This window comes from Halalkalibacter okhensis (assembly GCF_000787375.1).
In the GTDB taxonomy this organism is placed as follows: Bacteria; Bacillota; Bacilli; order Bacillales; family Bacillaceae_D; genus Halalkalibacter; species Halalkalibacter okhensis.
On record NZ_JRJU01000012.1, the window covers coordinates 101,826 to 124,336 of the forward strand.

The following is a 22,511-nucleotide window of genomic DNA, read 5'->3' on the forward strand; positions in this document are numbered from 1 at the left end:
TTGTCATGTTTTCTTTCAGTAGAATAAGGATAAATGTTATACGTAGTGAAAAGAGGGTAACAAATGAATAAACAGTCCATCTATGGATTAACGTTTGAACAACTGTCTGCATGGTTATTAGAACATGGCCACAAAAAAGGTCGTGCCTTAAAAGTGTGGGAGTGGCTATATAGAAAACGCGTGACTAGCTTTGCAGAAATGCTTGATGTAAATGAGGATTTGATTCAATTATTAACGGATCATTTTCATATTCAATCATTAACCGAGCATACGAAACAAGAATCAGCTGATGGAACGATTAAGTTTCTCTTTACGTTAAGTGATGGGAACTTAATTGAAACGGTATTGATGCGTCATAAATACGGACTATCCGTTTGTGTTACGACACAGGTTGGCTGTAACATTGGCTGTAGTTTTTGTGCGAGTGGTTTATTGAAGAAGGATCGTGACTTATCTAGTGGAGAAATTGTTGAGCAGATCATGAATGTTCAACTTCACTTAGATCAGGTTGGAGGCGGAGAGCGTGTCAGTCATATTGTTGTGATGGGGATTGGTGAACCATTTGACAATTTTGAAAACATGGTCGACTTTTTAGAGATTGTCAAAGATCAAAAAGGTCTTGAAATTGGCCCAAGGCATATTACCGTATCAACGAGTGGTCTTGCACAGAAAATTTATGAATTTGCTGATTTGAAGCTGCAGGTTAACTTAGCGATTTCCCTACATGCTCCAAATGATGAATTGCGTACACGAATTATGAAAATAAACCGCGCAATACCACTTGATAAACTAATGCCGGCGATTGATTATTACATTGAAAAGTCAAATCGTCGCATTACGCTTGAGTACATTTTACTAAAAGACGTAAACGACCAAAAGGAACATGCGCTTGAGTTAGCTGAATTAATTGGTGATCGCCGCGCATATGTGAATTTGATTCCGTATAATCCGGTTGATGAGCATAGCCAGTATCAAAGAAGTGAAGAAAGTACGGTATTAGCTTTTTATGATACATTAAAGAAAAATGGAATTACATGTGGAATCCGTATTGAACACGGGACAGATATTGATGCTGCTTGTGGACAATTACGAAGCAAACAGATGAATGAACCTCAAACAAAATAATAAAGAAAGCACAATGGGTATATAGTCTACCTATTGTGCTTTTTTATGTTGAGCGATTAAGGTCTACTCATGTCCTTTTTCTTAAGCAATTATTTACGAGGAATTTACAAGGGCTTAATAATGGATTGATATACTCGTCATATCGTGTCAAAAGTTGTAGTTATTTAGGGGTGGTATCGTTGATTCAAAAGGGAATGCAAACTACGGAAAACAAAGTGAATGAACGACAAAATGGGGCCTTCCGTAAAAAGGGTGTCCTTCACAGAGTTAGTTTGCGAAATCGATTATTGTTGTTGTTTGTCACCTTATTAATTATATCAATTGTTAGCGTAGGACTTAGTTCTTACATGAAGGCAAAGGAAATGACGATTACTTCAATTGAAAACAGACTGATCCGTGAAGCGCAATTGATGGGGTATATAGCAGAGAATTTACAGTTTTTATATGTAAGTGATCATGAATACTTTATGCAGCAGCTTCAAGTAAATGTAAGATCGCAGCAGAAAAAGCTTGAAGAGGATGGGATGATTACCGATTTCCTATACATATCAAATGATGAAGCCATCCCTTTTTCAGTAAGTTCGGAAACCATCGCTTCTCTTTCAGAAGACCTGATTCAGGAAATGACCGAAATGAAAAACGGTGTGATACATAGAGTTGTAGATGGCAAGGAGTTTACCATTTCGTTTCAAGAGATGAAAGAAGTGGATGGCGTCTATGTGTTGCTTGTTTCTACAGACTCTTACATGGGCCCGGTTCAAGAAATGGCTTATTTTACAATGGTTATCATTGCCATTAGTATCGTGCTATCAACGATAGGCATCATGTTATTTGTTCGAACGTTGACCAATCCACTGACGATATTACGAAGGACGATGAAAGATGTACGTGAAGGCCAATTGCACAAAGAGGTTCCGATCAACACAACGGTTCCGGAAATCAGCTCGTTACATAGAAGTTTTGAATCGATGGTCGGCCAAATGAGAATGATGCTGCATGAATTAAAGGAAACGACGATTGAGCTAGACCAAACAGGTGAGGAGCTCACGTCTTCTTCAAAACATACATTAACGTATAGCCAACAGTTAACAGATGCTATCGAGGTTGTGAAAATAGGGGCTGAGGAGACAGCAAGTAGTTCAGACCTAAGTGTGACTAGCTTCAAAAAGATGAAAGGGAAGATTGAAGACTTAGCGTTAAACATGAACAGTCTATTTAGTAGTTCAGAAGATATGGATCGTTCTGCCAAAAGGGGAGAACAAAATATCATTGAACTGATTGAGACCATTCACTCCTTTGAAACGGACTTCGAGCATTTAACGAAAACGATGACAGAGGTAAAAGATTATTCAAAGTCGATCACCGTTTTAGTTGACTTAATTCAAGGGATAGCGGAGCAGACAAAGCTATTGTCGCTTAATGCAACGATTGAGGCGGCCAGGGCAGGTGATTCTGGAAGAGGATTTGCAGTTGTGGCCAATGAGGTAAGAAAATTAGCTGAACAATCGGCTATGGCAGCAGAAGAGATTACAGAGTCGATTTCGAATATGGAAGGTGTAACAGTAGGAGCTGCCAGAGAGTTCGACCAAATGTTGGAGAAGACAAAGCTAAATTTAAAAACAGCCACCGTCTCAAAGCACTCATTGAATGAGCTGATGATGGAAATCGTTAACGTAACGAACGAGCTCAAAGGAATGCAACTAGAGTTAAATGATTTAGAAAGTCATTTACCGGAGCTCGAACAGACGGCAGAAAGCTTTGCCTCGGTTTCTCAAGAAACGTTAGCAAGTGCCGAACAAATGATAGCAACGAGCGAGAGTCAAATGAAACAGATGGAAAGCACGCATGAAATAGGACTAAAGTTGTCGTCGCTGTCTACGTCTATTTCAGGGATTACGCAGAAATTCACGGTGAAGTGATTGAAGAAAGAGGCTGTCTCATATGAGACAGCCTTATTATTTTAGAATCATACACGACGCTGTATAAATTTTTATAAAATATTATTTAGGGGTGTGGTCTTGAAGTTTAGAATTATTTTGATCGCTCCAAAGAGGCGAGAGATGTCGCTGTTTGTTCGAAAATACTGGAGATAAATTAGAAAATTTGTCGAATTCTTTACAAATATACAAAAACATAAAATTTTCAGGAAATAATCTTTACAAATGTAAAATAGTATAGTAGTTTTGTAAATAGTTAATTTTATCCAGAACTACATGAAGACTGATAAGGACACTGAAGATGTCCTTTTTCTTTTTTTGTCTTCAGGAAGACAGGTTTTTTTCTAATTCGAAATAAGGTGGAATACATATCAATCTAACGTGATGAACTTCGCGTAACCTGCCACCTACTCTATTTTTATTTAGACAAAAACCTGAAAATTCAATCATCGGGGAGGATCACATGTTTAAAGGAAAATCAGTAAAAGCAGGACTCTTTTCATTGGTTTTTGGCTTCATGCTTGCAGGATGTGCGAGTGAGCCGAGTTCAGGAGACGATGTAGAACAAGACGTGGAACAAGGTGAAGAAACGGTAGCGACAGATGGTGGAGCAGAAGGAGGCGATCTAGTTGTTGGCGTTCTTTCTGATGCGACAATTTTGGATCCGCATTCTTCAAGTGATGTCCCATCAGGCAATGTGCAGTCAAACATTTATGAAACATTGGTAAAGTATGATACAAACATGGAATTAATACCGCGGCTTGCGACTAGTTGGGAGCCAGTTGAAGATAAGGTATGGGAATTCAAGCTTCAAGAAGGAGTATACTTCCATGATGGCTCTGAATTTACGGCCGAGGTAGTAAAAGCAAACATTGATCGTATTTTAGACCCAGACGTAGCTTCACCTCGTGCGATTTTATTTGAAATTGTTGAAGACGTGATTGTTGTGGATGATCATACTGTTCAATTTGTGACAGAAGAGCCATTCGCTCCATTACCTGCTCATTTAGCACACTATGCTTCGAGTATTGTAAGTAAAGAAGTGATTGAGGCCGATTATGCTGCAGTTGAAGAAGGAGAGCAGCATGGTTCTTATATTAATGAAAATCCAATTGGAACAGGTTTTTTTGAATTTGAAAGCTGGAATCCTGGAGAGCAGGTTGTTTTAAATAGGTTTGAAGACTATTGGGGTGAAAATGCGAAGGTAGATACCGTTACATTTAGAATTATTCCAGAAGATTTAACTCGTATTGCAGAGCTTGAGACGGGCGCGGCACATATTATTGACCCTGTCACACCGAGTGATTTAACTCGTGTAGAAAACACAGCTAATGCCTATATCCGTAACGCTGCAAGTATTACGTACCTTGGTTTTAACATGGAAAAAGAACCATTTACAGATGCGAACGTAAGAAAAGCCATTGCTAAAGCTCTAAATAGAGAAGCGATGCTTGAGGGGATCTTAGATGGCACGGGTGAAGCTGCTGTTGGACCTGTGAATGATACCAACTTTGGTTATAGTGAGAACGTAGAAGGAATTGAACGTGACCTAGATGGAGCTAGAGAGCTTCTTGCTGAAGCAGGTTATGAAGATGGGTTTGAAACAACGATTTGGACAAATGATAGCCGAGAGCGTATCGACATTGCGGAGCAAACACAAGCTGAGCTAGCACAAATTGGCATTGATGTTAGTATTGAAGTGGTCGAATGGGGGGCTTACCTTGAAGCAACGGCTGCTGGTGAGCACGATATGTTTATTCTAGGTCTTTCGCTAGGTACAGGTGATGCTGACTACCCAATGCATATGCTGTTTCATTCTAACAACATAGGGGATGGCAACCGTGCACGCATGGCAGATGACACATTTGATCAATTGCTTTACGATGCACGTATCGAGCAAGATGAAGCAACTCGCTTAAGCCTTTATGAAGATGCAACAAATTATTTAAATGAAGAAGTACCGATGGCATTCCTTTACCATCCATCTCACATTATGGGATACGCTGATGGCGTGGAAGGATTCTGGGCAGATGCTTCTGGAGTGTATCAATTACAAGAGGTAACCATTCAATAATGAAAAAAGAAGTCAGGCATTTATGTCTGGCTTCTTTAATCGTCTAAGAGAAACAAGTCTTCAGCGGGAATTCTTACTAGTAGTTTTTCAGTTAATACGGCGGGGCGTTGTTTATTTGGAATGGTTGCTTTTATGATGATACCGCCTGCTTGAATCGTTACATCTGAGTCATGAATACCTGATACGACCTCTTGGACCTTGTAAGAAAACGTATTTACTTGCTGTGGGTCCTTTTCTACAAATTGAATATTTTCAGCATGAATACCAATCGCCTTTGTATGACCGCTTATCGGCTGCTCTTTTACGTGAAGGCTTGTCCCAGCTATGGTGCATGAAAATCCACTGTCTAGTTGAGACAAGGAGTCAAATAAAATTATGTTCTTACAGCCGATGATCGTTGCTGCGCTTATATTTTTGGGGTGTTTGAATACCTCATCTTTTGTCCCGGATTGAACGACTTGTCCATTATGATAGAGAAGCAATTGATCACATAATCGGTAAGCTTCTTCCATATTATGAGTGACAAGGAGGACAACACCGGTAAAATGCTCCTTAATGATTTGGAGAAGCTCTTCTTCTAAAAGATGCTTCACGTGATGATCGAGAGCAGAAAAGGGTTCATCTAAAAGTAAAATATCAGGCTCTGTTACAAGTGTTCTTGCAAGGGCAACTCGTTGCTGCTGTCCACCTGATAATTGATTTGGGTAGTGTTTTTCGTAGCCTGTTAATTGTACTTTTTTAAGCATAGCGGCAATTTTTTTATGTTTCTTATGCTTTGAAATGCCCTTTAATCCATAGGCGATGTTCTGCCAAATTGTTAAGTGAGGAAAGAGGGCATAATGTTGAAAAACATAGCCGATGTTGCGGTTTTTTGTTTTAATGTTAAGCTTCTTCTCTGCATGAAAAAAGGGTTTCTCGTTTACGATAATTTCACCGCTATCTGGCGTTACGAGCCCGGCGATGCACTGTAAGGTGACACTTTTCCCGCAACCTGAAGGCCCGATAATGCCAGTAATCCCATGTTTGACTTCAAAATGACTATGAAGTTGAAATTGATTGAGTTCTTTTGTAATCGATACTTTAAGCATATCGTTACCTGCTTTCTGTTGCTTTTTTTTCTAAACGATTCAAGATGTAAAGAACGATGATGGACACGCTTGTCATAATCAATACAAGGATGTTAGCAAGCTCGCGATTTCCGGCGAGTAAGGCATCATAAATGGCAATTGGCATTGTCATCGTTTCATTTGGAATGCTGCCAGCGACCATTAACGTTGCTCCAAAATCGCCTAAGGCTCGTGCAAAGGCAAGGGTAATCCCAGCGGCAATGCCTCGCCAAGCCAGCGGCAAATAAATCGAAAAGAAAATGCTTAGTTCAGAACGCCCCAATACTCGTGCTGCTTTAATCAAGGAAGGATCAATACCAGCAAAAGCAGACCGCGCTGATTTGATTAAAAATGGGATGGAAACAACTAACGCTGCAATAGTTGCTCCTGTTGGGGTAAAGACAATTGTCATATCAAATTGATTTTCTAAAAATTGTCCAACCGCACTTTGTCTTCCTAATAAAACGAGTAAATAGTATCCTAGAACGGTTGGTGGAAGAACGATTGGCAGTGTTAGAACGGAATCGAAAAAGTCCGCTATTTTGCCGTTTGATTTACCGAGTAAATAGGCGAGAGGAATTCCGATCACAATAGCTAATAGAGTGGCAGTTACAGCCACTCGTAACGATAAAAATAGCGGAAATAAATTAATATCGGCCATTACTCAGTTTCCTCTGGCACGATAAATCCATACGACTCCATTATGGGCTTGCCGATGGGTCCCGTTATAAATTCAATAAACATTCTTGCAAGTTCTTCCTCATTTGTTCGATTGATCACGGCGATAGACTGTTCAAGTGGTTCATGGAGATCCGCATCGATTAGTTCAAAATCTACTTCTCCTTCTTGGTAGAGTGATAAAGCAATGATTCCCGCCTCGGCATTTCCTGTTTCAATATAGGAAAGGGTGTCCGAGATGTTTCGACCATAAACGAGTTTCTCTTCGACCTGGTCCCAGATGCCTGCTGTTTCTAATGCTTCTTTGGCAGCTAAGCCATATGGAGCATGGTCTGGATTAGCGATGGCAATTTTTTTAATCTCAGGATTCAATAAATCATCTAATGTTTCTACACTCGTTGTGCTATTTGGCAAGGTAGCCACCCCAATTCGTCCAAACGCATACGTTGTTTGGGTATCAGGGAAAAGTAACTCCGCTTCTTTGAGGCGGTCGATGAAGTCGATGTTTGCAGCAGCAAACACATCAAAAGGAGCACCGTTTTCAATTTGGTCGGCTAATTGTCCTGTTGACCCAAATGAAAATGTAATGGGTACACCTGTTTCTTCTTCAAATAAAGCGCCTACTTCGGTGAAGGCTAACGTTAAGTCAGAAGCGGCAGCAACGAGCAACTCTTTTTGTGGTTCTTGCTCTACTTGATCATTGCCACATCCACTAACTAAGGTGAGAAGCAACAGGATCGTACTAATAAAAGCATAATGGCGTATCGGTTTCATTGTCATGTTCTCCCTTATGAGTAATTACCTTTCATTATATCGACAATAGGGAAGGGGAACAACGGATAATGTCGCATCAAAAGTCGGGCTACTTTTGATGCGAACGCCTTCCTTCTTTACGTAAATATAAAAAGACAGACACGATAATCAATAGGAGCAAAAGAGTAAACGGCAGGGCAGCGATGATAGCCGCACTTTGCAAGCCATCCAATCCACCGCTAATTAACAGAGCACAAGAAACCCCAGCAATTAACAAGCCCCAAATGGACATCACGACATTGCTTGGATTAAGACTGCCTTTTGACGTTAGGACGCCTAAAACAAAGGTAGCTGAATTCGCTGATGTAATAAAGAAAATCGTTGTTAAAAGCAACGCTAAAAAGCTGAGCACCATACCTAAAGGAAGAGAATCTAAAAATAGAAAAAGCCCTGCTTCGGGATCAGATTGAATGGAATTAGCTAAATCAGCTCCTTCAAACATGTCATAGTAAAGCGCAGACCCACCAAAGGCAACAAACCAAAGAATCGTCCCTAGTGTCGGAACAAAAAGGACGCCAAGTACAAATTGTTGCAGGGTACGACCTCGGGAAATTCTAGCGATAAATGTCCCAACAAATGGGCTCCATACAATGACCCAAGCCCAATAAAAAAAGGTCCATTCGCTTAACCATTCTTTATCGCTATAAGGCATGGTTTCAAAACTAAGCGTAATAAACTGACTTATGTACATTCCGGTTGTTTTTACGATATGTTCAAGAATAAAAATAGACGGACCGACAATGAGCATCACAAGGAAGAGGACCCCTGCTAATAACAAATTAAATTCACTTAGATATTTCATGCCGCGATTGATGCCGGATAAGACGGAGATCATATAGATCACAGTAATGACAACAATAATGATGATATAAAGTGTATTCCCTGAGCTCATGCCAAACAGTTCCTCCATACCGCCACTTAGTTGCAGTGTACTTAAGCCAAAAGAAGTAGCGATTCCGATAGAGGTTCCAACTGTAGCTGTAATATCAATGCCCTTGCCTAAGGGGCCATAGATTCTTTCTCCTAAAAGAGGGTAAAAGATCGAACTAATTAAACCTGGTAACTCTTTGCGATATTTGACTAAGGCAAGGGCCATTCCAATTAATGCATACACAGCCCAAGGGTGCATCCCCCAATGAAAAATGCCGAACAATAACCCCATTTCGGCCGCTTCTGTGCTTTCAGGTTCGATTCCTTCTGGGGGATTTACGTAATGCGACATTGGCTCAGCTACCCCCCAAAAGACAAGGCCAACCCCCATGCCAGCTGCAAACAACATCCCAATCCAAGCAAAGTAACTAAACTTTGGTTTATCATTTTCTTTTCCTAATTTCATATGTCGGTAAGGACCAAACGCAATAAAAAGACAGAAAGCAACAACTAGTGCTGTAATGACAACATAATACCAACCTATGGATTCTGTAATGAGGGAGAGAATAGAAGCTGTTGTCTCCTCCATATGTTGTGGTGCCATCAACCCCCAAAGAACAAAGATAACGACAATAAAAGCAGAGATCGGCAACACAATCCCCGCTTTTTCTTGTTTGTATTGATAAGGCACGAAGTACACTCCTTTTTCCTATTTACAAACATGTACCCCGCCCAAAATAATGACAAACATATAAAAAGCTATCCAATAAGAAACTTATTGAGATAGCTTAGCTACGTATGATTGATACTCTTAAGAACGGTCAGAGACCTCTTTGAATGACTGCTTGTATTGCTCAAACTGTTCTCGAACTAATTGAACGGCATCTTGATTGTCGAAGTCTGCTGCTTGAGAAAGAGCATGTTCGGCTTTTTCAATCGAATTTTTCGCATGTTCAATCGTTTGTTGTTGTGGATGAGATAGGGCATCATTAATTGCTTGGTGGGCGTGTTCAATTGATTGTTCTGCTTGGAAAATTTGGTTTTGTCTTTGTAGACTGGACACGTTGTTTTTCATGTTTACCTTCCTCCTTCTGTTTAGTAATGTGCGATACAGTCCCTTTTTATATACAAAATTGTTCTCTTCAATTAGGAAGGGCAGTCATTTTTGATTTTCGGGCGGAAATCATACTTAGCGTAATACTTATTTCATACAAGATGATCAAAGGAATGACGACTAAGATGTCAGAGAGAAAGTCTGGAGGCGTAATCAGAACAGACGTAACAACAAGCAAAAAATAAGCGTATTTTCTTCCTTTCTTTAGCTTAGTTGGAGTGAGTATACCTAACTTGGTGAGAAACAGAAAACAAGCCGGCATTTCAAATAAAAACCCAAAAGGAACCGTCAAATGAAGCATAAATGTAAAATACTTTTCGGCTGTAAAAAACGTGTGAAATTGATCTCCAGCCAGATTGAGTAGAAAGGTTAAGACAAGTGGAAACAGGACAAAGTAACCAAATGCCATTCCCAATAGAAATAAAAAAAAGAGACCAGGTATGAATCCAAGTGTTACTTTTCGTTCATGGACAGTTAGCGCAGGTTTCACAAACCTCCAGAGTTGAAAGGCTACAAAGGGAATGGTTATAGCGATCGCGCATATTCCAGCAAGCATCATATAAATAGACAATATATCGCCAGGTCCTAACAAAGCCAGCTCTGTTTCTAAGTCTCGAACGAGAAAATGATAAAGGTCGTTAACAAAAAAGAATGCTGTGATAAAAGAAACAAGGAAAAAAAGCAATATCCAAATTATACGTATTCGTAATTCACTTAAATGATCAACAAGTTGCATCGTTGTTTTCTCCATAAAAGCACTCCTTTCAAAAGAAAAAGAAAGATGCAAGTCCTTTATGGCCTGCATCCCTCAACAATCCATTACATGCCTGTGTTCCTCTTTTTAGCTTCAACAGCGTGGAGCTTTTCGTTTTCTTCAGGGTGGGGGTTTGACTCTGTAACAAGTTCATTTGTCGCTTTTTTAAATTCCTTTAACGTACTTCCAAAAGCTCGTCCAATTTCAGGCAGCTTGGATGGTCCAAAAATAATGAGAGCAATCACTAAAATAAGAATTAAGCCTGGGATTCCAATACCAGATAACATAGGATGTCGCCTCCTGTTTAGTTAGATAGTAATTCCATGACGATCTAATACAGCCGCTTCTAAAACTGAGATTCCTTGTTCTTCTGCAAAAGCAGTGAGTTTGTCTGAGACAAATGGAGCGAACTCAGCAGGCGGAGCTGCATGATTCATTGCACGCTGACGAGCCGCATTTCTTCTAGCAAAAGGTCCCCAAATCGCAAACGTAATTCCTGGGCTTTGGATGTTTACAAATAATGTCTTTCCATCTGGAGAGAACGCAGGTCCAGCAAACTCTTCCCCATTTAAGCGGTTGTAAGCAAAAGGGTAAACTTCACCTTCAGGAGTAAGGCCGATGATGCGGTCTGGTCCAGAACCATCCTCGGCAATCCAAAGGTCTCCCCAAGGAGTAATCGTAATATTATCAGGTGCGCGTAAATCATTGGCGCTTGAAGATTCGTAAAAAAGCTCTAACGTATTCGTTGCAGGAAAGTAACGATACACTCGTCCATGACGGCCTTCGCCTGCATTTGTATCATCAAACCAAAAGGCCCCGGCACTAAACCATGCCCCTTCTAAGCGGCTAAAACGTATACAGCCTAAATCAGCGGCATCCTCTTTCGCTCGTTCAGGCTTCACTTCTTTCCAAACGACCCCGAATTTTTGCCCACTTGAAAATTGGCTTGCCTGATTGGATGGAAGTTCGTCCAATGCAGCCGCTTCAAGTTTTCCGCCTTTTTGTAAGGAACCAAGCTTTTGGCTTCGATCATGTGGAGTAAAGCGGTAGAAAAAGCTAGGGTTGTTGTCCTCTGTTAAATACCAAATCCCTGTCGTAGGATCAACTGCACATGCTTCGTGAGAGAAATAGCCCATATCTCTGATAGGGGTTTTAGACATATCATTTTCGGGATCATTTGGATTGACTTCAAAAACAAAACCGTGTCCCATGTCTCTTGTTTCTTCACAGGTTAACCACGTTCCCCAAGTAGAAGGACCGCCAGCGCAGTTGCGGATATTGCCAGAGTTGGTCACATACTCATCAATCACTTCACGATTTGGTGAGACGACAAGAGCCGTTGTCCCGCCTGCAGCGCCGCTGCTCCAAGGATTCTTTCCGTTTACAGGGTATTGATGATTTGTGCCAAGCTCGTGATTTCTCACAAGAATCGTTGTGTTCTTAGGTCCTTTAAAGGCGGCCATGCCATCTAATAAGCCAGGCACTAAATCGCCATTTGTCATTTTGTCACCTGTTCTTGAAATGATTTTGTATTGAAATCCTCTTGGCAAATCTAATATGCCATTAGGGTCTTCAATCAATGGTCCAAACCCGCCAAACCCGCTCGTTGGATTTTGGGATGCCTTTGCTTGGGCTGGATTTCCTGTTAATGAAAACATTCCTGTTGTCCCAAGAGTCAAGGCTAATGTGCTCATTCCTCCGACCTTTAGAAACTCTCTTCTGTTCAAGCCTTCACTTCGATTCATTTAGCGTACCTCCACGTTTTGTTTTGAGGTTGATCGTGAAGCATGTCTATAAACAAGGTAACAAGCCAATGTAATGAAGAGATGAATAGCTTGTTAGCCTTTTGTAAAAGCGGGAAAAATGGTTGAAAGGTTGCATTCTGACATGAAAGGTTTCGAAAAGAAGGGAACGGGTATAGGAAGAAATAACCTAGTTTGATTAGCTGAAAGTAGGTTGTTTAAGGCAGAGGTGAGAAAGGACTATGTACTTTGAACTGATGATTAAATTAAATTGTTAAGCAAATATGAAGAATGTTAACAACGCGATCGAATAGGGGAAAAGGTGCAATCCAAAACACTAAATAATCAGAAAAGATTGGCTATTTTATCTTTTTCCTGTTAAAATATAGATTAGCACACATTAGGGACGGGAAATGACCTTGAGGGACAAAAAAGGACCCTTTTGGTATGGTATAATGAAAATGATCTGTGCATCTTAGATTTGAATAGGGGGATAAAATAAATGATTAATGTAACAGACAATAACTCTCTTTTACGTAATGATGTCAAAAAATTAGGTAATATTTTAGGAGAGATTCTCGTACATCATGGTGGTATCTCACTATTTAACAAGGTCGAAACGATCCGAGAGATGACCAAGAACTTAAGAAAAGATTTCAGTGATGAAAATTATAAAAAGCTAAAAGATGAGATTAGTACGTTGAAGCCGCCTGTACGCAAGCAGGTCATTCGTGCTTTCTCGATATACTTCCATTTAATTAATATTGCAGAGCAAAACCATCGTATTCGTCGCAGACGTCAATATCAGCTGCAAGAGGATGGAGTAGTTCAGCCAATATCGCTTGAGAGTGCGGTTGTATCCATTAAAGAAAATAATTTCTCAAATGAAGTCATTCAAAAAGTATTAAATGACCTTTCGATTGAGTTAATTATTACAGCACATCCAACGGAAGCAACGAAGCGGACGGTGCTTGAAATACAAAAAAGAATATCAACGATTCTTCAACAATTCGATCATCCATTGTTGACGAAAAAAGAAAGAAGAACACTTGAAGAAAGTTTATTTAATGAAGTAACAGCGTTGTGGCAAACAGATGAGTTACGTCAACGTAAGCCAACCGTATTAGATGAAGTGAAAAATGGACTTTACTATTTTAATGAAACATTATTTGAGACATTGCCTGATATTCATCAGGAGCTTGAAGCTCAGTTGGATCAACATTTCCCTGAACATAAGTGGAAAGTCCCGAACTTCCTTCATTTTGGTTCATGGATTGGTGGGGACCGTGATGGAAATCCAAACGTAACGCCTGAAGTAACTTGGGAAACGCTAAAGTTACAGCGCCAAGTTGCGTTAAAAAAATATGAACAGTCTATCGTTGATTTGATGAAGCGTTTTAGTCAGACAACCACTCGTGTTGAATTAAGTGATGCTTTATTACAATCCGTTGAACAAGACGAGCAAACATATATGGATTCAGGTGAGGAATGGCCGATAAAATCTGAGCTATATCGCCGGAAGTTTGCCGTTATGTTAAAGCGCCTTCGTCATGTTGGCGAATCAAAAGCTGGGTATCAAAGTGCTGAGGAATTAAAAAATGATTTGGTTCTCGTTAGAGAGAGTGCAGAACAGCATCAGCCTTCCAACCGGAAATTAAAAACGATTCGAAAGCTGATTCGTCAAGTAGAATTGTTTGGCTTCCATTTAGCCACACTTGACATTCGAAACCATAGTGGGGAGCACGAAACGGCTGTTTCTGAAATTTTGAAGGTGGTTGGAATTGCTGATAACTATGCTTCTCTACCTGAAGAGAAGAAGGTTGCAATTCTTGAGAAAGTTCTAAGCGAACCAAGACCTTTATTATTACTAGAAGAGGATTATTCGAAAGAAACTCAAGAAATATTTAAAGTGTTTAAAATGATCAAACAAGCCCATAAAGAGTTTGGAAGACGCTCGATTGAGGTGTATCTTGTTAGTATGACTCAATCACCAAGTGACTTATTAGAAGTCCTTGTTTTAGCGAAGGAAGCAGGTATTTATCGTCTTCATGCAGACGGTAAAGTAGAGAGTCACCTGCATGTTGCACCGCTTCTTGAAACCATTGATGACTTAGTGGCTGGTCCTAAAATTATGAAGACGTTGTTTGAAATGGATGTGTATCGCAACCATATTAAAGAGCGTGGCAACCATCAAGAAATCATGTTAGGGTATTCTGATGGAAGCAAAGACGGTGGCACGCTAACAGCCAACTGGAAATTGTTTAAAGCGCAGCAAGAAATTCATAATATGGCGAAAGAATTTGATATTCGCTTAAAATTCTTCCATGGCCGTGGGGGCTCGTTAGGTCGCGGAGGTGGCCCGTTAAATCGCAGCATCCTTTCTCAACCATCAGAAACATTAGGCGATGGCGTGAAAATCACGGAGCAAGGTGAAGTATTATCATCTCGTTATTTACTAGAAGATATTGCTTATCGGAACCTTGAACAAGCAGCATCTGCTTTGCTTGAAGGGTCAGCAAAAGCTCATAAAAATCCTTTACAAGGACATGCTCGTGATAAAACATGGGAAGATGCCATGGAACAAATGTCACAAGCCTCTTTAAAGAAGTATCAGTCCCTTGTCTTCCAAGATGAAGACTTCTTGAAATACTTCACACAGGCAACACCTTTAAATGAATTGGGTGCGTTAAATATTGGTTCGCGTCCAATGAAACGAAAAGGCAGTGAGCGGTTTGAAGATTTACGTGCCATTCCATGGGTATTTGCTTGGACACAATCAAGACAAATGATTCCAGCTTGGTACGCAGCTGGAACTGGCCTACAATCATTTGCCGATCAAAGTGCTGAGAATTTAGCCTTGCTACAAGAAATGTATAAAAAGTGGCCGTTTTTCCAAGCGACGATCAATAATTTACAAATGGCTTTAATGAAAGCTGATTTAACAACAGCTAAAGAATACATTCATTTGGTTAAAGATAAAGCGATTGGGGAAAGAATCTTTAATAATATCTCACAAGAGTATAAACAGACAAAAGACATTCTTTTACGAATTACAGGCAATCAAGAGCTTCTTGATCATACACCAAATATTCAAGAGTCTGTTCATAGACGGAATCCTTATGTTGATCCGCTCAACTTCCTACAAGTGGATTTAATTCAAAAAATGCGTGAATCAGATGAGAAATCTGAGGAGTTACTAACAGAAGTGCTGCTAACCATAAGTGGTGTCGCTGCAGGGTTAGTTAATACAGGTTGATAAAAACATCCACTGCAACAAGCGTTGCGGTGGATGTTTTTTAGATTTTCACCACTCAAAGAAGAATTTAAGGGCAAACGTAATAATTGTATAGAAGACGACACCGAAGCAGAAGGTAGGGAAGTGGGCATGTTGTTCATTCGGTAATTCATGTTTTAATACGTTTAAAATCATCGCACCTGAGATAAAAGCAAAGATGATCGCTTGTGTAAAGGAAGACAAGGAAACAAAGACCCCAATGATCCATCCTATAATAATACCTGAAGCGATCACATACCTTCCGACAAGGTTATATTGTTTCGGGTTTTCCCGCCAAAGATCGTGGGCGACAGCAATAAAGTGAAGACCTATGGCTGTTCCATAAAAAACAGATTGTATTCCCGCTACATTTGAGGCCATGACAATATAAACAATTAACATGTTATAAATGGCGAAGAAGATTACTTGTAACCAAAAACTAGACCGATTTTCCTTGCTTTGTTTGGCGTATGTTTTTTGAATTCCATAAAAGAGTAGCAATCCAAATAAACCAACAAAATACAGTTCCGATTCCATCGTTAAGTTATCAATATATAATTCCACTGTTTCCTGTTCGCTGTGCATGGAAGGAAGAATGTACACAAATACATAAGAAACCGCAAGTCCCCCGGAAAATGAGAGCCATTTTCGCCGGCGTATTCGATTAGCAGGAATGAAATGATTTGCAAAAAGATGGATGATGATAAAGAGGACTCCTAATAAATAAGCAGACATAATGCCCCTCCTTATTTATCAGTACCCTCCCTTTAGTAAGGGGAAACGTATTGTGTGAAATTACTAATTTTTGAGTGTGAAAAGGGCATTCGAAAAAAGGTAAGAACGAGCTTCCTTCAATGTTTCACGTGAAACATTGAAGGAAGTTCGTTATAATTCCTGCATACTTTTAAGTTCTTGTAATCGCTCAACAAGCTTATTAAAGAGAGGCTTATCATTTTGGTCTAGTGCGTCATCAATTAGTGTTCTGATTTTTTCGATTTCTTGGTCGAGAAGAGCTTTCTCGATGATCATATTTGTTTCCTTTTCATATTCCTTAAATTGCTTATGTTGGACAAAGGTATTGGTTTGTGACTCGACTAAGTTGAGGTAGCGATGATTTGATTGTTTCCCGTAAAAATGCAGCTTAACATACGTCTTATCTGCGGGATTACTCATCAGGTCACCGAGGGCTTTTGATACATCTTCAGATTTACGGTTGTTGTAATAATAAACAAAGCCAGACTTATCAGAATGCATACTAGAAATAATAAAGGTCCTTCCTTTTTTAGGGACCGTTTCTACAAATGAAAGGTTTTCAAGAATATGATGGTTTTTCAATATATGTTCAAGTAGCATCCTCACATCTTTATGTTTAAGCTGATGCTGTTCCAAAAACCATTTCAAAAAACTACTTTTTTCTACTGCGGAAACCCAATTTCTCATAAACACCAACCTTCTTTAATTCCTCGATTAAGTACAATGGCCGCTGTTCGCTTGCGACTGATCTAATTGTTTTAGAGGACGCTGAAAAAACTATCTTTTTTTCAAGGGCCTCCTCAAAAACTACTTCCTTCAAGCATAACATGATATACATATATTTCAATTAGGAACGTACTTTCAAACCATTGGCCTGATAACAAATTAGTCATTTATGAATATAGTAGTATACGAAATGGAAAAGGGGGATGGCATGTGTTTATTCGAAGGGCTACGCCTCAGGAAATGAATTTTATTCAAAGCTACGCACCAATTGTTCAGCAAGAGGCTACATTAGGGTATATGAACGGGACGAAACTCATTATGAATGAAGAGATGCATTATTATTATAAAGCAGAGTACCATGCGTTAATGGATAACTATAGGGTTTGTGGTTGGATTTTGTTAGGTGAAGCAAAGACCCCTCCTGAATATGAAACGATAGGTATGGTGTTAGAGCTATATGTATTGCCGCCATACCGTAAAAAAGGATATGGTCAAATGCTGATGGAATATGCATTTGACCACTTTAAGAAAAAGGGTTTAAAGAAAGTACAACTGAATGTCTTTGCAGGGAACCATGCGAAACACCTGTATGAACAATTAGGATTTAGGGATGTTTCGACCCTTATGGAAAAGCCATTATTATAGTTTCATGTGAAACAATTGCAAAATATATGATTGACATATCCTTACAGATCTATTATAGTTTCAGTAATTAATTGATGGAAGGGTGACTTAACTACAATGAAGTACTAATCCTATTTTTCGAAACGTGCAATGGAAGGTATTTTTTAGCAGAGGGATCCATCTGCTTATTTAAGATGCTTTCAATTGTTGTTTTCAGGATAGGATTGGTTTTCTATAGTTGGGCCTAAAAGGAGGAGTCTCTCTTTTTTGGTGTGCACCTATATTCATGCCTCCTATTCTGCTGTGAATAGGGGGCATTTTTTTGTCCCCAATAACAAGATGAAAGTGGGGATGTTTGTATGCTTTTATTGGAAGCTCAGAAAATAAAGCAATCTATAAAGGATCGAATTCTTCTTGATATTGATCATGTACAAATTCATAAAAAAGACCGGATTGGTTTAGTAGGGAAAAATGGCAGTGGAAAAACAACATTGTTGAATATATTAGCAGGAAAAAGAAAACCAGACGAAGGTACGGTCATTCATCATACTCAAATGGAGCTGCTCCCCCAGCTTAAAAGGACAGATACAACTAAAAGTGGTGGTGAAGTAACACAGGAGTACATCAACAAAGCACTGATAAATGACCCTGATCTATTATTTGCAGATGAACCAACAACCAATTTGGATGCCGAACATATAGAGTGGTTAGAAAAGAAATTGTCTCAGTGGAAGGGGGCCTTTGTTGTTGTTTCACATGACCGCGCCTTTCTTGATACTCTTTGCACAACCATTTGGGAAATCGATGACGGGACGATAAGAGAGTATAAAGGCAATTATCAAGATTATGCAGAGCAGAAAAAAGTTGAGCGAAGGAAAGAACAGCTCGCCTACGAAACATATGAGAAGAAGAAAAAACAATTGGAGGAAGCCCTTAAACAAAAGGAGAAAAAAGCAGAAAGAGCAACGAAAACGCCGAAAAAAGTAAGCAAATCAGAAGCTAGAATTACAGGGGCAAAGCCATACTTTGCTAAAAAACAAAAGAAGCTGCAACAAACAGCCAAATCAATCGAAACGCGGATCGAAAAGCTAGAAAAGGTCGATAAAGTAAGAGAGTATCCGCCTCTCAAAATGAATCTTCCAAATGAAGAAACCTTTACAGACCGGATCATCCTTCGTGTACAAGAGGCATCAGCCAACATCGGTGAGAGGGTTCTTTGGAACAAGGCAAGCTTTCACCTTCGAGGCGGGGATAAGCTAGCTATTATCGGTTCAAACGGAAGTGGAAAAACCACATTAGTCAAAATGATTATGAATCAGACAGAGGGTATTACCGTTTCTGCAATGAAGGTGGGATACTTCAGCCAAAATCTTTCCATTATCGATCTAAAGAAATCGATTTTAGATAATGTGTGTGAGGATTCTAAGCATGATGAAACATTCATTCGAACGGTTTTAGCAAGGCTTCATTTCTTTAAGGAAGATGTGAACAAACCAGGAGATCTTTTGAGTGGGGGAGAACGAGTAAAAGTAGCCTTAGCAAAAGTGTTTTTGAGCGACATCAATACATTAGTGTTAGATGAACCAACGAACTACCTTGATATGGAAGCAGTAGAGGCATTGGAGTCACTGTTAAAAGAATACGGAGGAAGTGTTATCTTTGTTTCGCATGACCGTCGTTTTATCGAACAGGTTGCGACAAGAATTTTAGAGATAAGAAATGAAGAACTGCACTTGTTTGAAGGCACCTATCAACAGTACAAACAGTCCTACGACGGGGAAAGTCGAAGCGCTAATGAAGACAAAAGGCTAGTCATTGAAACGAAGATAACGGAAGTGCTGAGTCGATTGAGTATCGAACCATCGGAGGCACTAGAGAAGGAATTTCAGGAGCTGTTACTTGAGAAAAAGAGATTAACGAACTAGCATTTTTATAGTTTGAAAGAAGGTCGATGTTTCGAGTCCACTGAAAAAAGGTCGATTTTTACTTTTTTCAGTGGGCCTTAAGCAATGAGGGGAACCGCTGCTATGTTCTAAGCTATGAGTGGAGTTTCATAGCAGACTTTCAACATATGGAGCGGTTGCTGATTCATCCAATCTTGTAAGAGGATTTTTTGGGTGCCTTGTCTTTTTAAATATCGTCATGCTTTTCCCCTTTTCAAATTTGAGTACGAAGTCATTTTGTTATATGATTTGAAAATATGATGCTTTAAAAATAACTGTAAAAAGAGTGATGGAAACGATGTATCCAAGAGAATTAAATTACAAAATGCCTGCAGAGTGGACAGCCCATCAGCGTACCTTTATTTCTTGGCCTGTACAAGAATCGATGGTCTACCCAGATGATTATGAACATGTGTGGAATGGATATGCGGAGCTTGTACATGCAATGGCTGAGTTTGAACCTGTAACCATTGTAACGAATCCAGATGATATAGATAAGGTAAAGGCCATTTTTGTGAACGAAAGAGTTGGGTTTTTGCCTATTGAGCATAATGATGCATGGTTGCGAGATAATGGACCGACATTTGTCAAAAATGATGAAGGAGACATTGCAGGGATCAATTGGATTTTTAATGCCTGGGGTGAAAAATATTCTCCTTGGAAACTAGATAATGATGTGGCACCAAAAATATTAGAGCATTTTAATGTGAAGAAATTTGATGCTCAAATCGTCATGGAAGGGGGATCATTTCATGTCGATGGGGAAGGGACCTTGCTGACAACCGAGGAATGTTTGTTAAACCCTAACCGCAATCCTGATTTATCAAAGGAGCAAGTGGAACAATATTTAAAGGATTATTTAAGTATTGAAAAGGTCATTTGGCTAAATAAAGGTTTAAGTGGCGATGAGACGGACGGACATGTCGACAATGTTGCTTGTTTTGCTGAACCAGGCAAGGTAATCATCCAAGTGTGTCATGATCCTAGTGATGATAATTATCAGATTACACAAGAAAATCTCGAGATTTTACGTGAAGCCACAGATGCAAAAGGACGAAAGCTTGAGATCATCGAAATTGAGCAACCACCAGCGTCACATTTTGAAGAAAGCCGACTAACGCTTAGCTATCTTAACTTTTATTTTGTAAATGGGGGAATTATTTTACCGGTATTTGGTGGCGTGGCCAAAGAAACGGATCAAAACGCAATTGCTGTTTTGCAACGAACATTTCCAAATCGCAAAATCCGAACAATTGATGGCATGGCAATCATTAAAGAAGGTGGAAACGTCCATTGTACAACACAGCAGATGCCAGCTGTAGGAAAATAAAAAGATGAGGTGAAAGACTTGAGAAACGTAAAAGTAGCAGCGACACAAATGAGCTGCTCTAATAATATAGAAGAGAATATTAGCAAAGCAGACAAGCTAGTGCGCAAAGCAGCAAGTCAAGGTGCACAAATCATTCAAATTCAAGAATTGTTTGAAACACCTTATTTCTGCCAAAAAGAAAAATCAGATTATTATATTTATGCAACAGAAGTAGAGAAAAACAAAGCAATCAGCCATTTTAAAAAAGTTGCTAAAGAGCTTGAAGTTGTATTACCGATTAGCTTTTATGAAAAGAAAAACAACGCTCGTTACAACTCGCTAGCTGTTATTGATGCCGATGGCGAAGTGCTTGGTGTTTATCGTAAAAGTCACATACCCGACGGCCCGGGCTATGAAGAAAAGTTTTATTTCAACCCAGGAGATACAGGTTTTAAAGTTTGGGATACACGCTATGCAAAAATTGGAATAGGGGTTTGTTGGGACCAGTGGTATCCAGAAGCAGCAAGATGTATGGCATTAATGGGGGCAGAGATTCTGTTTTACCCGACGGCCATCGGTTCTGAACCTCATGATGATACGATCGACTCAAAGGACCATTGGCAAACGGTCATGCTTGGTCATGCAGCGGCTAACTTAGTACCAGTTATAGCGTCTAATCGAGTAGGTGTAGAAGAAGATGAAGATTTCAAAATTACGTTTTATGGATCTTCATTTATTGCGGGACCACAAGGCAACAAAATCGAAGAAGCCGATCGAACAGAGGAAACGGTACTCGTTGCTGAATTTGACCTTGATGCGTTAGACATTCAACGCATTGAATGGGGCATCTTCCGTGATCGCAGACCGGATCTGTATAAAGTGATCACTTCATACGATGGCGAGTTAACGATTAAATAGTAAGCTTGTATAGATTGGACCTTCTTTCATGTTAAGGAAGGTCCTTGCTTCAAACAATGATATACAAAAAAGGAGATTTGAATATGGCGCGTTTACTTCCTTATGTAATATTGGATGGCAATGCCAAAGAAGCTGTTGCCTTTTATGAAAAAGCCTTACAAGCTAATGTGATTGGGATTCAAACTTTTGGTGAAATGCCTGAAAACCCTAATTTTCCACTGCCAGATGAAGCAAAAGATCGAGTGTCTCATGCAATGATCAAAGTGGGCGATACAGATATGATGTTTTCGGATACCTTTCCAGGAACGCCTCATGTAGTAGGGAACCATGTGACGATTTGCATTATGGCTGATACAAAGGAGCAGGCAACAGAGTATTATCAGGCGTTACAAGAGGGTGGTAAAGTTACGATGCCTCTTCAGGAAACGTTTTGGAGCCCAGCCTACGGAATTGTCATTGATAAATATGGGGTGACGTTTCAGATTTCAACAGAGAGTCAGTAGGAAGAAAACGGTGGAGTATGAACCAAGTGGTTTGTGCTCTTTTTTATTGAGTCAAGGGGTGTTGAAGCCGGAAAAAGCGGCTCGCCCAGAAGTTGGGTAGCCAAAGAGGGGGGGAGCCGGAAAAAGAGGCCCGCCCGAGAGTTGGGTAGTCAAAGAGGGGTGTTGAAGCCGGAAAAAAGCGGCTCGTCCGAGAGTTGGGTAGTCAAAGAGGGGTGTTGAAGCCGGAAAAAGCGGCTCGTCCGAAAGTT

19 protein-coding genes are annotated in these 22,511 nt (G+C 39.8%); 9 read left to right on the forward strand and 10 right to left on the reverse strand.

Annotated features, from left to right (window positions below; all coding sequences use genetic code 11):
* Nucleotides 1-63: 63 nt before the first annotated feature.
* The 3 genes from rlmN to LQ50_RS10750 all read left to right on the forward strand — a co-directional run bounded on the left by rlmN (nt 64) and on the right by LQ50_RS10750 (nt 5,136).
* The gene (gene rlmN, locus LQ50_RS10740; RefSeq protein WP_034628989.1) at nt 64-1,125 is read left to right on the forward strand and encodes a dual-specificity RNA methyltransferase RlmN; all 1,062 of its coding nucleotides are present in this window, start codon (nt 64-66) and stop codon (nt 1,123-1,125) included.
* 179 nt (nt 1,126-1,304) lie between these two features.
* Nucleotides 1,305-3,044, forward strand: a complete 1,740-nt coding sequence (locus LQ50_RS10745) for a methyl-accepting chemotaxis protein (protein WP_308417921.1) — start codon at nt 1,305-1,307, stop codon at nt 3,042-3,044.
* A gap of 481 nt (nt 3,045-3,525) precedes the next feature.
* Nucleotides 3,526-5,136: a glutathione ABC transporter substrate-binding protein gene (locus LQ50_RS10750; RefSeq protein ID WP_034628990.1), complete on the forward strand. Its 1,611-nt coding sequence runs from the start codon at nt 3,526-3,528 to the stop codon at nt 5,134-5,136.
* Between the two features lie 35 nt (nt 5,137-5,171).
* On the opposite strand, the gene LQ50_RS10755 is transcribed toward LQ50_RS10750, so the two are convergent.
* The 8 genes from LQ50_RS10755 to LQ50_RS10790 form a co-directional block, all read right to left on the reverse strand.
* Complete coding sequence (locus LQ50_RS10755; RefSeq protein WP_034628991.1) at nt 5,172-6,224, reverse strand: sulfate/molybdate ABC transporter ATP-binding protein; 1,053 nt, start codon at nt 6,222-6,224, stop codon at nt 5,172-5,174.
* 4 nt (nt 6,225-6,228) lie between these two features.
* The gene (gene modB, locus LQ50_RS10760) at nt 6,229-6,903 is read right to left on the reverse strand and encodes a molybdate ABC transporter permease subunit (RefSeq protein ID WP_034628993.1); all 675 of its coding nucleotides are present in this window, start codon (nt 6,901-6,903) and stop codon (nt 6,229-6,231) included.
* Nucleotides 6,903-7,694, reverse strand: a complete 792-nt coding sequence (gene modA, locus LQ50_RS10765; RefSeq protein WP_034628995.1) for a molybdate ABC transporter substrate-binding protein — start codon at nt 7,692-7,694, stop codon at nt 6,903-6,905. The genes modB and modA overlap by 1 nt, the downstream gene beginning before the upstream one ends.
* A gap of 88 nt (nt 7,695-7,782) precedes the next feature.
* Entirely contained in the window at nt 7,783-9,294 is a 1,512-nt protein-coding gene (locus LQ50_RS10770; RefSeq protein ID WP_052144695.1) for a BCCT family transporter, read from the reverse strand.
* A gap of 120 nt (nt 9,295-9,414) precedes the next feature.
* Nucleotides 9,415-9,678 (reverse strand): hypothetical protein, encoded by a 264-nt coding sequence (locus LQ50_RS10775; RefSeq protein WP_034628996.1) that lies wholly within the window; start codon nt 9,676-9,678, stop codon nt 9,415-9,417.
* 67 nt (nt 9,679-9,745) lie between these two features.
* A complete protein-coding gene (tatC, locus tag LQ50_RS10780) occupies nt 9,746-10,468 on the reverse strand; it encodes a twin-arginine translocase subunit TatC (protein ID WP_034628998.1) in 723 nt (240 codons plus the stop codon).
* Nucleotides 10,469-10,536: 68 nt separating this feature from the next.
* Nucleotides 10,537-10,758 (reverse strand): twin-arginine translocase TatA/TatE family subunit, encoded by a 222-nt coding sequence (gene tatA / locus LQ50_RS10785; protein WP_034628999.1) that lies wholly within the window; start codon nt 10,756-10,758, stop codon nt 10,537-10,539.
* 21 nt (nt 10,759-10,779) lie between these two features.
* Complete coding sequence (locus LQ50_RS10790) at nt 10,780-12,216, reverse strand: alkaline phosphatase PhoX (RefSeq protein WP_034629001.1); 1,437 nt, start codon at nt 12,214-12,216, stop codon at nt 10,780-10,782.
* Between the two features lie 499 nt (nt 12,217-12,715).
* Between LQ50_RS10790 and ppc the strand changes: the two genes are divergently transcribed.
* Nucleotides 12,716-15,469 (forward strand): phosphoenolpyruvate carboxylase, encoded by a 2,754-nt coding sequence (gene ppc, locus LQ50_RS10795; RefSeq protein ID WP_034629003.1) that lies wholly within the window; start codon nt 12,716-12,718, stop codon nt 15,467-15,469.
* Nucleotides 15,470-15,517: 48 nt separating this feature from the next.
* Here the strand turns inward: ppc and LQ50_RS10800 are convergent, their stop codons facing one another.
* Both LQ50_RS10800 and LQ50_RS10805 read right to left on the reverse strand, forming a co-directional pair.
* Nucleotides 15,518-16,222 (reverse strand): DUF3270 family protein, encoded by a 705-nt coding sequence (locus tag LQ50_RS10800; RefSeq protein ID WP_034629005.1) that lies wholly within the window; start codon nt 16,220-16,222, stop codon nt 15,518-15,520.
* 150 nt (nt 16,223-16,372) lie between these two features.
* Nucleotides 16,373-16,927 (reverse strand): YpiB family protein, encoded by a 555-nt coding sequence (locus tag LQ50_RS10805; protein ID WP_034629006.1) that lies wholly within the window; start codon nt 16,925-16,927, stop codon nt 16,373-16,375.
* Nucleotides 16,928-17,176: 249 nt separating this feature from the next.
* Here LQ50_RS10805 and LQ50_RS10810 point away from each other — a divergent pair, with 249 nt between their 5' ends.
* From LQ50_RS10810 to LQ50_RS10830, 5 genes are all read left to right on the forward strand, one after another.
* Entirely contained in the window at nt 17,177-17,611 is a 435-nt protein-coding gene (locus LQ50_RS10810; RefSeq protein WP_034629008.1) for a GNAT family N-acetyltransferase, read from the forward strand.
* Between the two features lie 338 nt (nt 17,612-17,949).
* Nucleotides 17,950-19,515 (forward strand): Vga family ABC-F type ribosomal protection protein, encoded by a 1,566-nt coding sequence (locus tag LQ50_RS10815; RefSeq protein ID WP_034629010.1) that lies wholly within the window; start codon nt 17,950-17,952, stop codon nt 19,513-19,515.
* Between the two features lie 316 nt (nt 19,516-19,831).
* Nucleotides 19,832-20,863: an agmatine deiminase family protein gene (locus LQ50_RS10820; RefSeq protein WP_034629012.1), complete on the forward strand. Its 1,032-nt coding sequence runs from the start codon at nt 19,832-19,834 to the stop codon at nt 20,861-20,863.
* Between the two features lie 18 nt (nt 20,864-20,881).
* Nucleotides 20,882-21,760 (forward strand): N-carbamoylputrescine amidase, encoded by an 879-nt coding sequence (aguB, locus tag LQ50_RS10825; RefSeq protein WP_034629014.1) that lies wholly within the window; start codon nt 20,882-20,884, stop codon nt 21,758-21,760.
* Nucleotides 21,761-21,843: 83 nt separating this feature from the next.
* Nucleotides 21,844-22,263: a VOC family protein gene (locus LQ50_RS10830; protein ID WP_034629016.1), complete on the forward strand. Its 420-nt coding sequence runs from the start codon at nt 21,844-21,846 to the stop codon at nt 22,261-22,263.
* The last annotated feature ends 248 nt before the right edge of the window (nt 22,264-22,511 follow it).

Excerpts from the sequence above, each read along its gene's own strand:
- rlmN (WP_034628989.1), top strand. The coding sequence starts at position 64 with ATGAATAAACAGTCCATCTATGGATTAACGTTTGAACAACTGTCTGCA.
- LQ50_RS10750 (WP_034628990.1), top strand. The coding sequence starts at position 3,526 with ATGTTTAAAGGAAAATCAGTAAAAGCAGGACTCTTTTCATTGGTTTTT.
- LQ50_RS10755 (WP_034628991.1), bottom strand. The coding sequence starts at position 6,224 with ATGCTTAAAGTATCGATTACAAAAGAACTCAATCAATTTCAACTTCAT.
- modB (WP_034628993.1), bottom strand. The coding sequence starts at position 6,903 with ATGGCCGATATTAATTTATTTCCGCTATTTTTATCGTTACGAGTGGCT.
- modA (WP_034628995.1), bottom strand. The coding sequence starts at position 7,694 with ATGAAACCGATACGCCATTATGCTTTTATTAGTACGATCCTGTTGCTT.
- LQ50_RS10775 (WP_034628996.1), bottom strand. The coding sequence starts at position 9,678 with ATGAAAAACAACGTGTCCAGTCTACAAAGACAAAACCAAATTTTCCAA.
- tatC (WP_034628998.1), bottom strand. The coding sequence starts at position 10,468 with ATGGAGAAAACAACGATGCAACTTGTTGATCATTTAAGTGAATTACGA.
- tatA (WP_034628999.1), bottom strand. The coding sequence starts at position 10,758 with ATGTTATCTGGTATTGGAATCCCAGGCTTAATTCTTATTTTAGTGATT.
- LQ50_RS10790 (WP_034629001.1), bottom strand. The coding sequence starts at position 12,216 with ATGAATCGAAGTGAAGGCTTGAACAGAAGAGAGTTTCTAAAGGTCGGA.
- ppc (WP_034629003.1), top strand. The coding sequence starts at position 12,716 with ATGATTAATGTAACAGACAATAACTCTCTTTTACGTAATGATGTCAAA.
- LQ50_RS10800 (WP_034629005.1), bottom strand. The coding sequence starts at position 16,222 with ATGTCTGCTTATTTATTAGGAGTCCTCTTTATCATCATCCATCTTTTT.
- LQ50_RS10805 (WP_034629006.1), bottom strand. The coding sequence starts at position 16,927 with ATGAGAAATTGGGTTTCCGCAGTAGAAAAAAGTAGTTTTTTGAAATGG.
- LQ50_RS10815 (WP_034629010.1), top strand. The coding sequence starts at position 17,950 with ATGCTTTTATTGGAAGCTCAGAAAATAAAGCAATCTATAAAGGATCGA.
- LQ50_RS10820 (WP_034629012.1), top strand. The coding sequence starts at position 19,832 with ATGTATCCAAGAGAATTAAATTACAAAATGCCTGCAGAGTGGACAGCC.
- LQ50_RS10830 (WP_034629016.1), top strand. The coding sequence starts at position 21,844 with ATGGCGCGTTTACTTCCTTATGTAATATTGGATGGCAATGCCAAAGAA.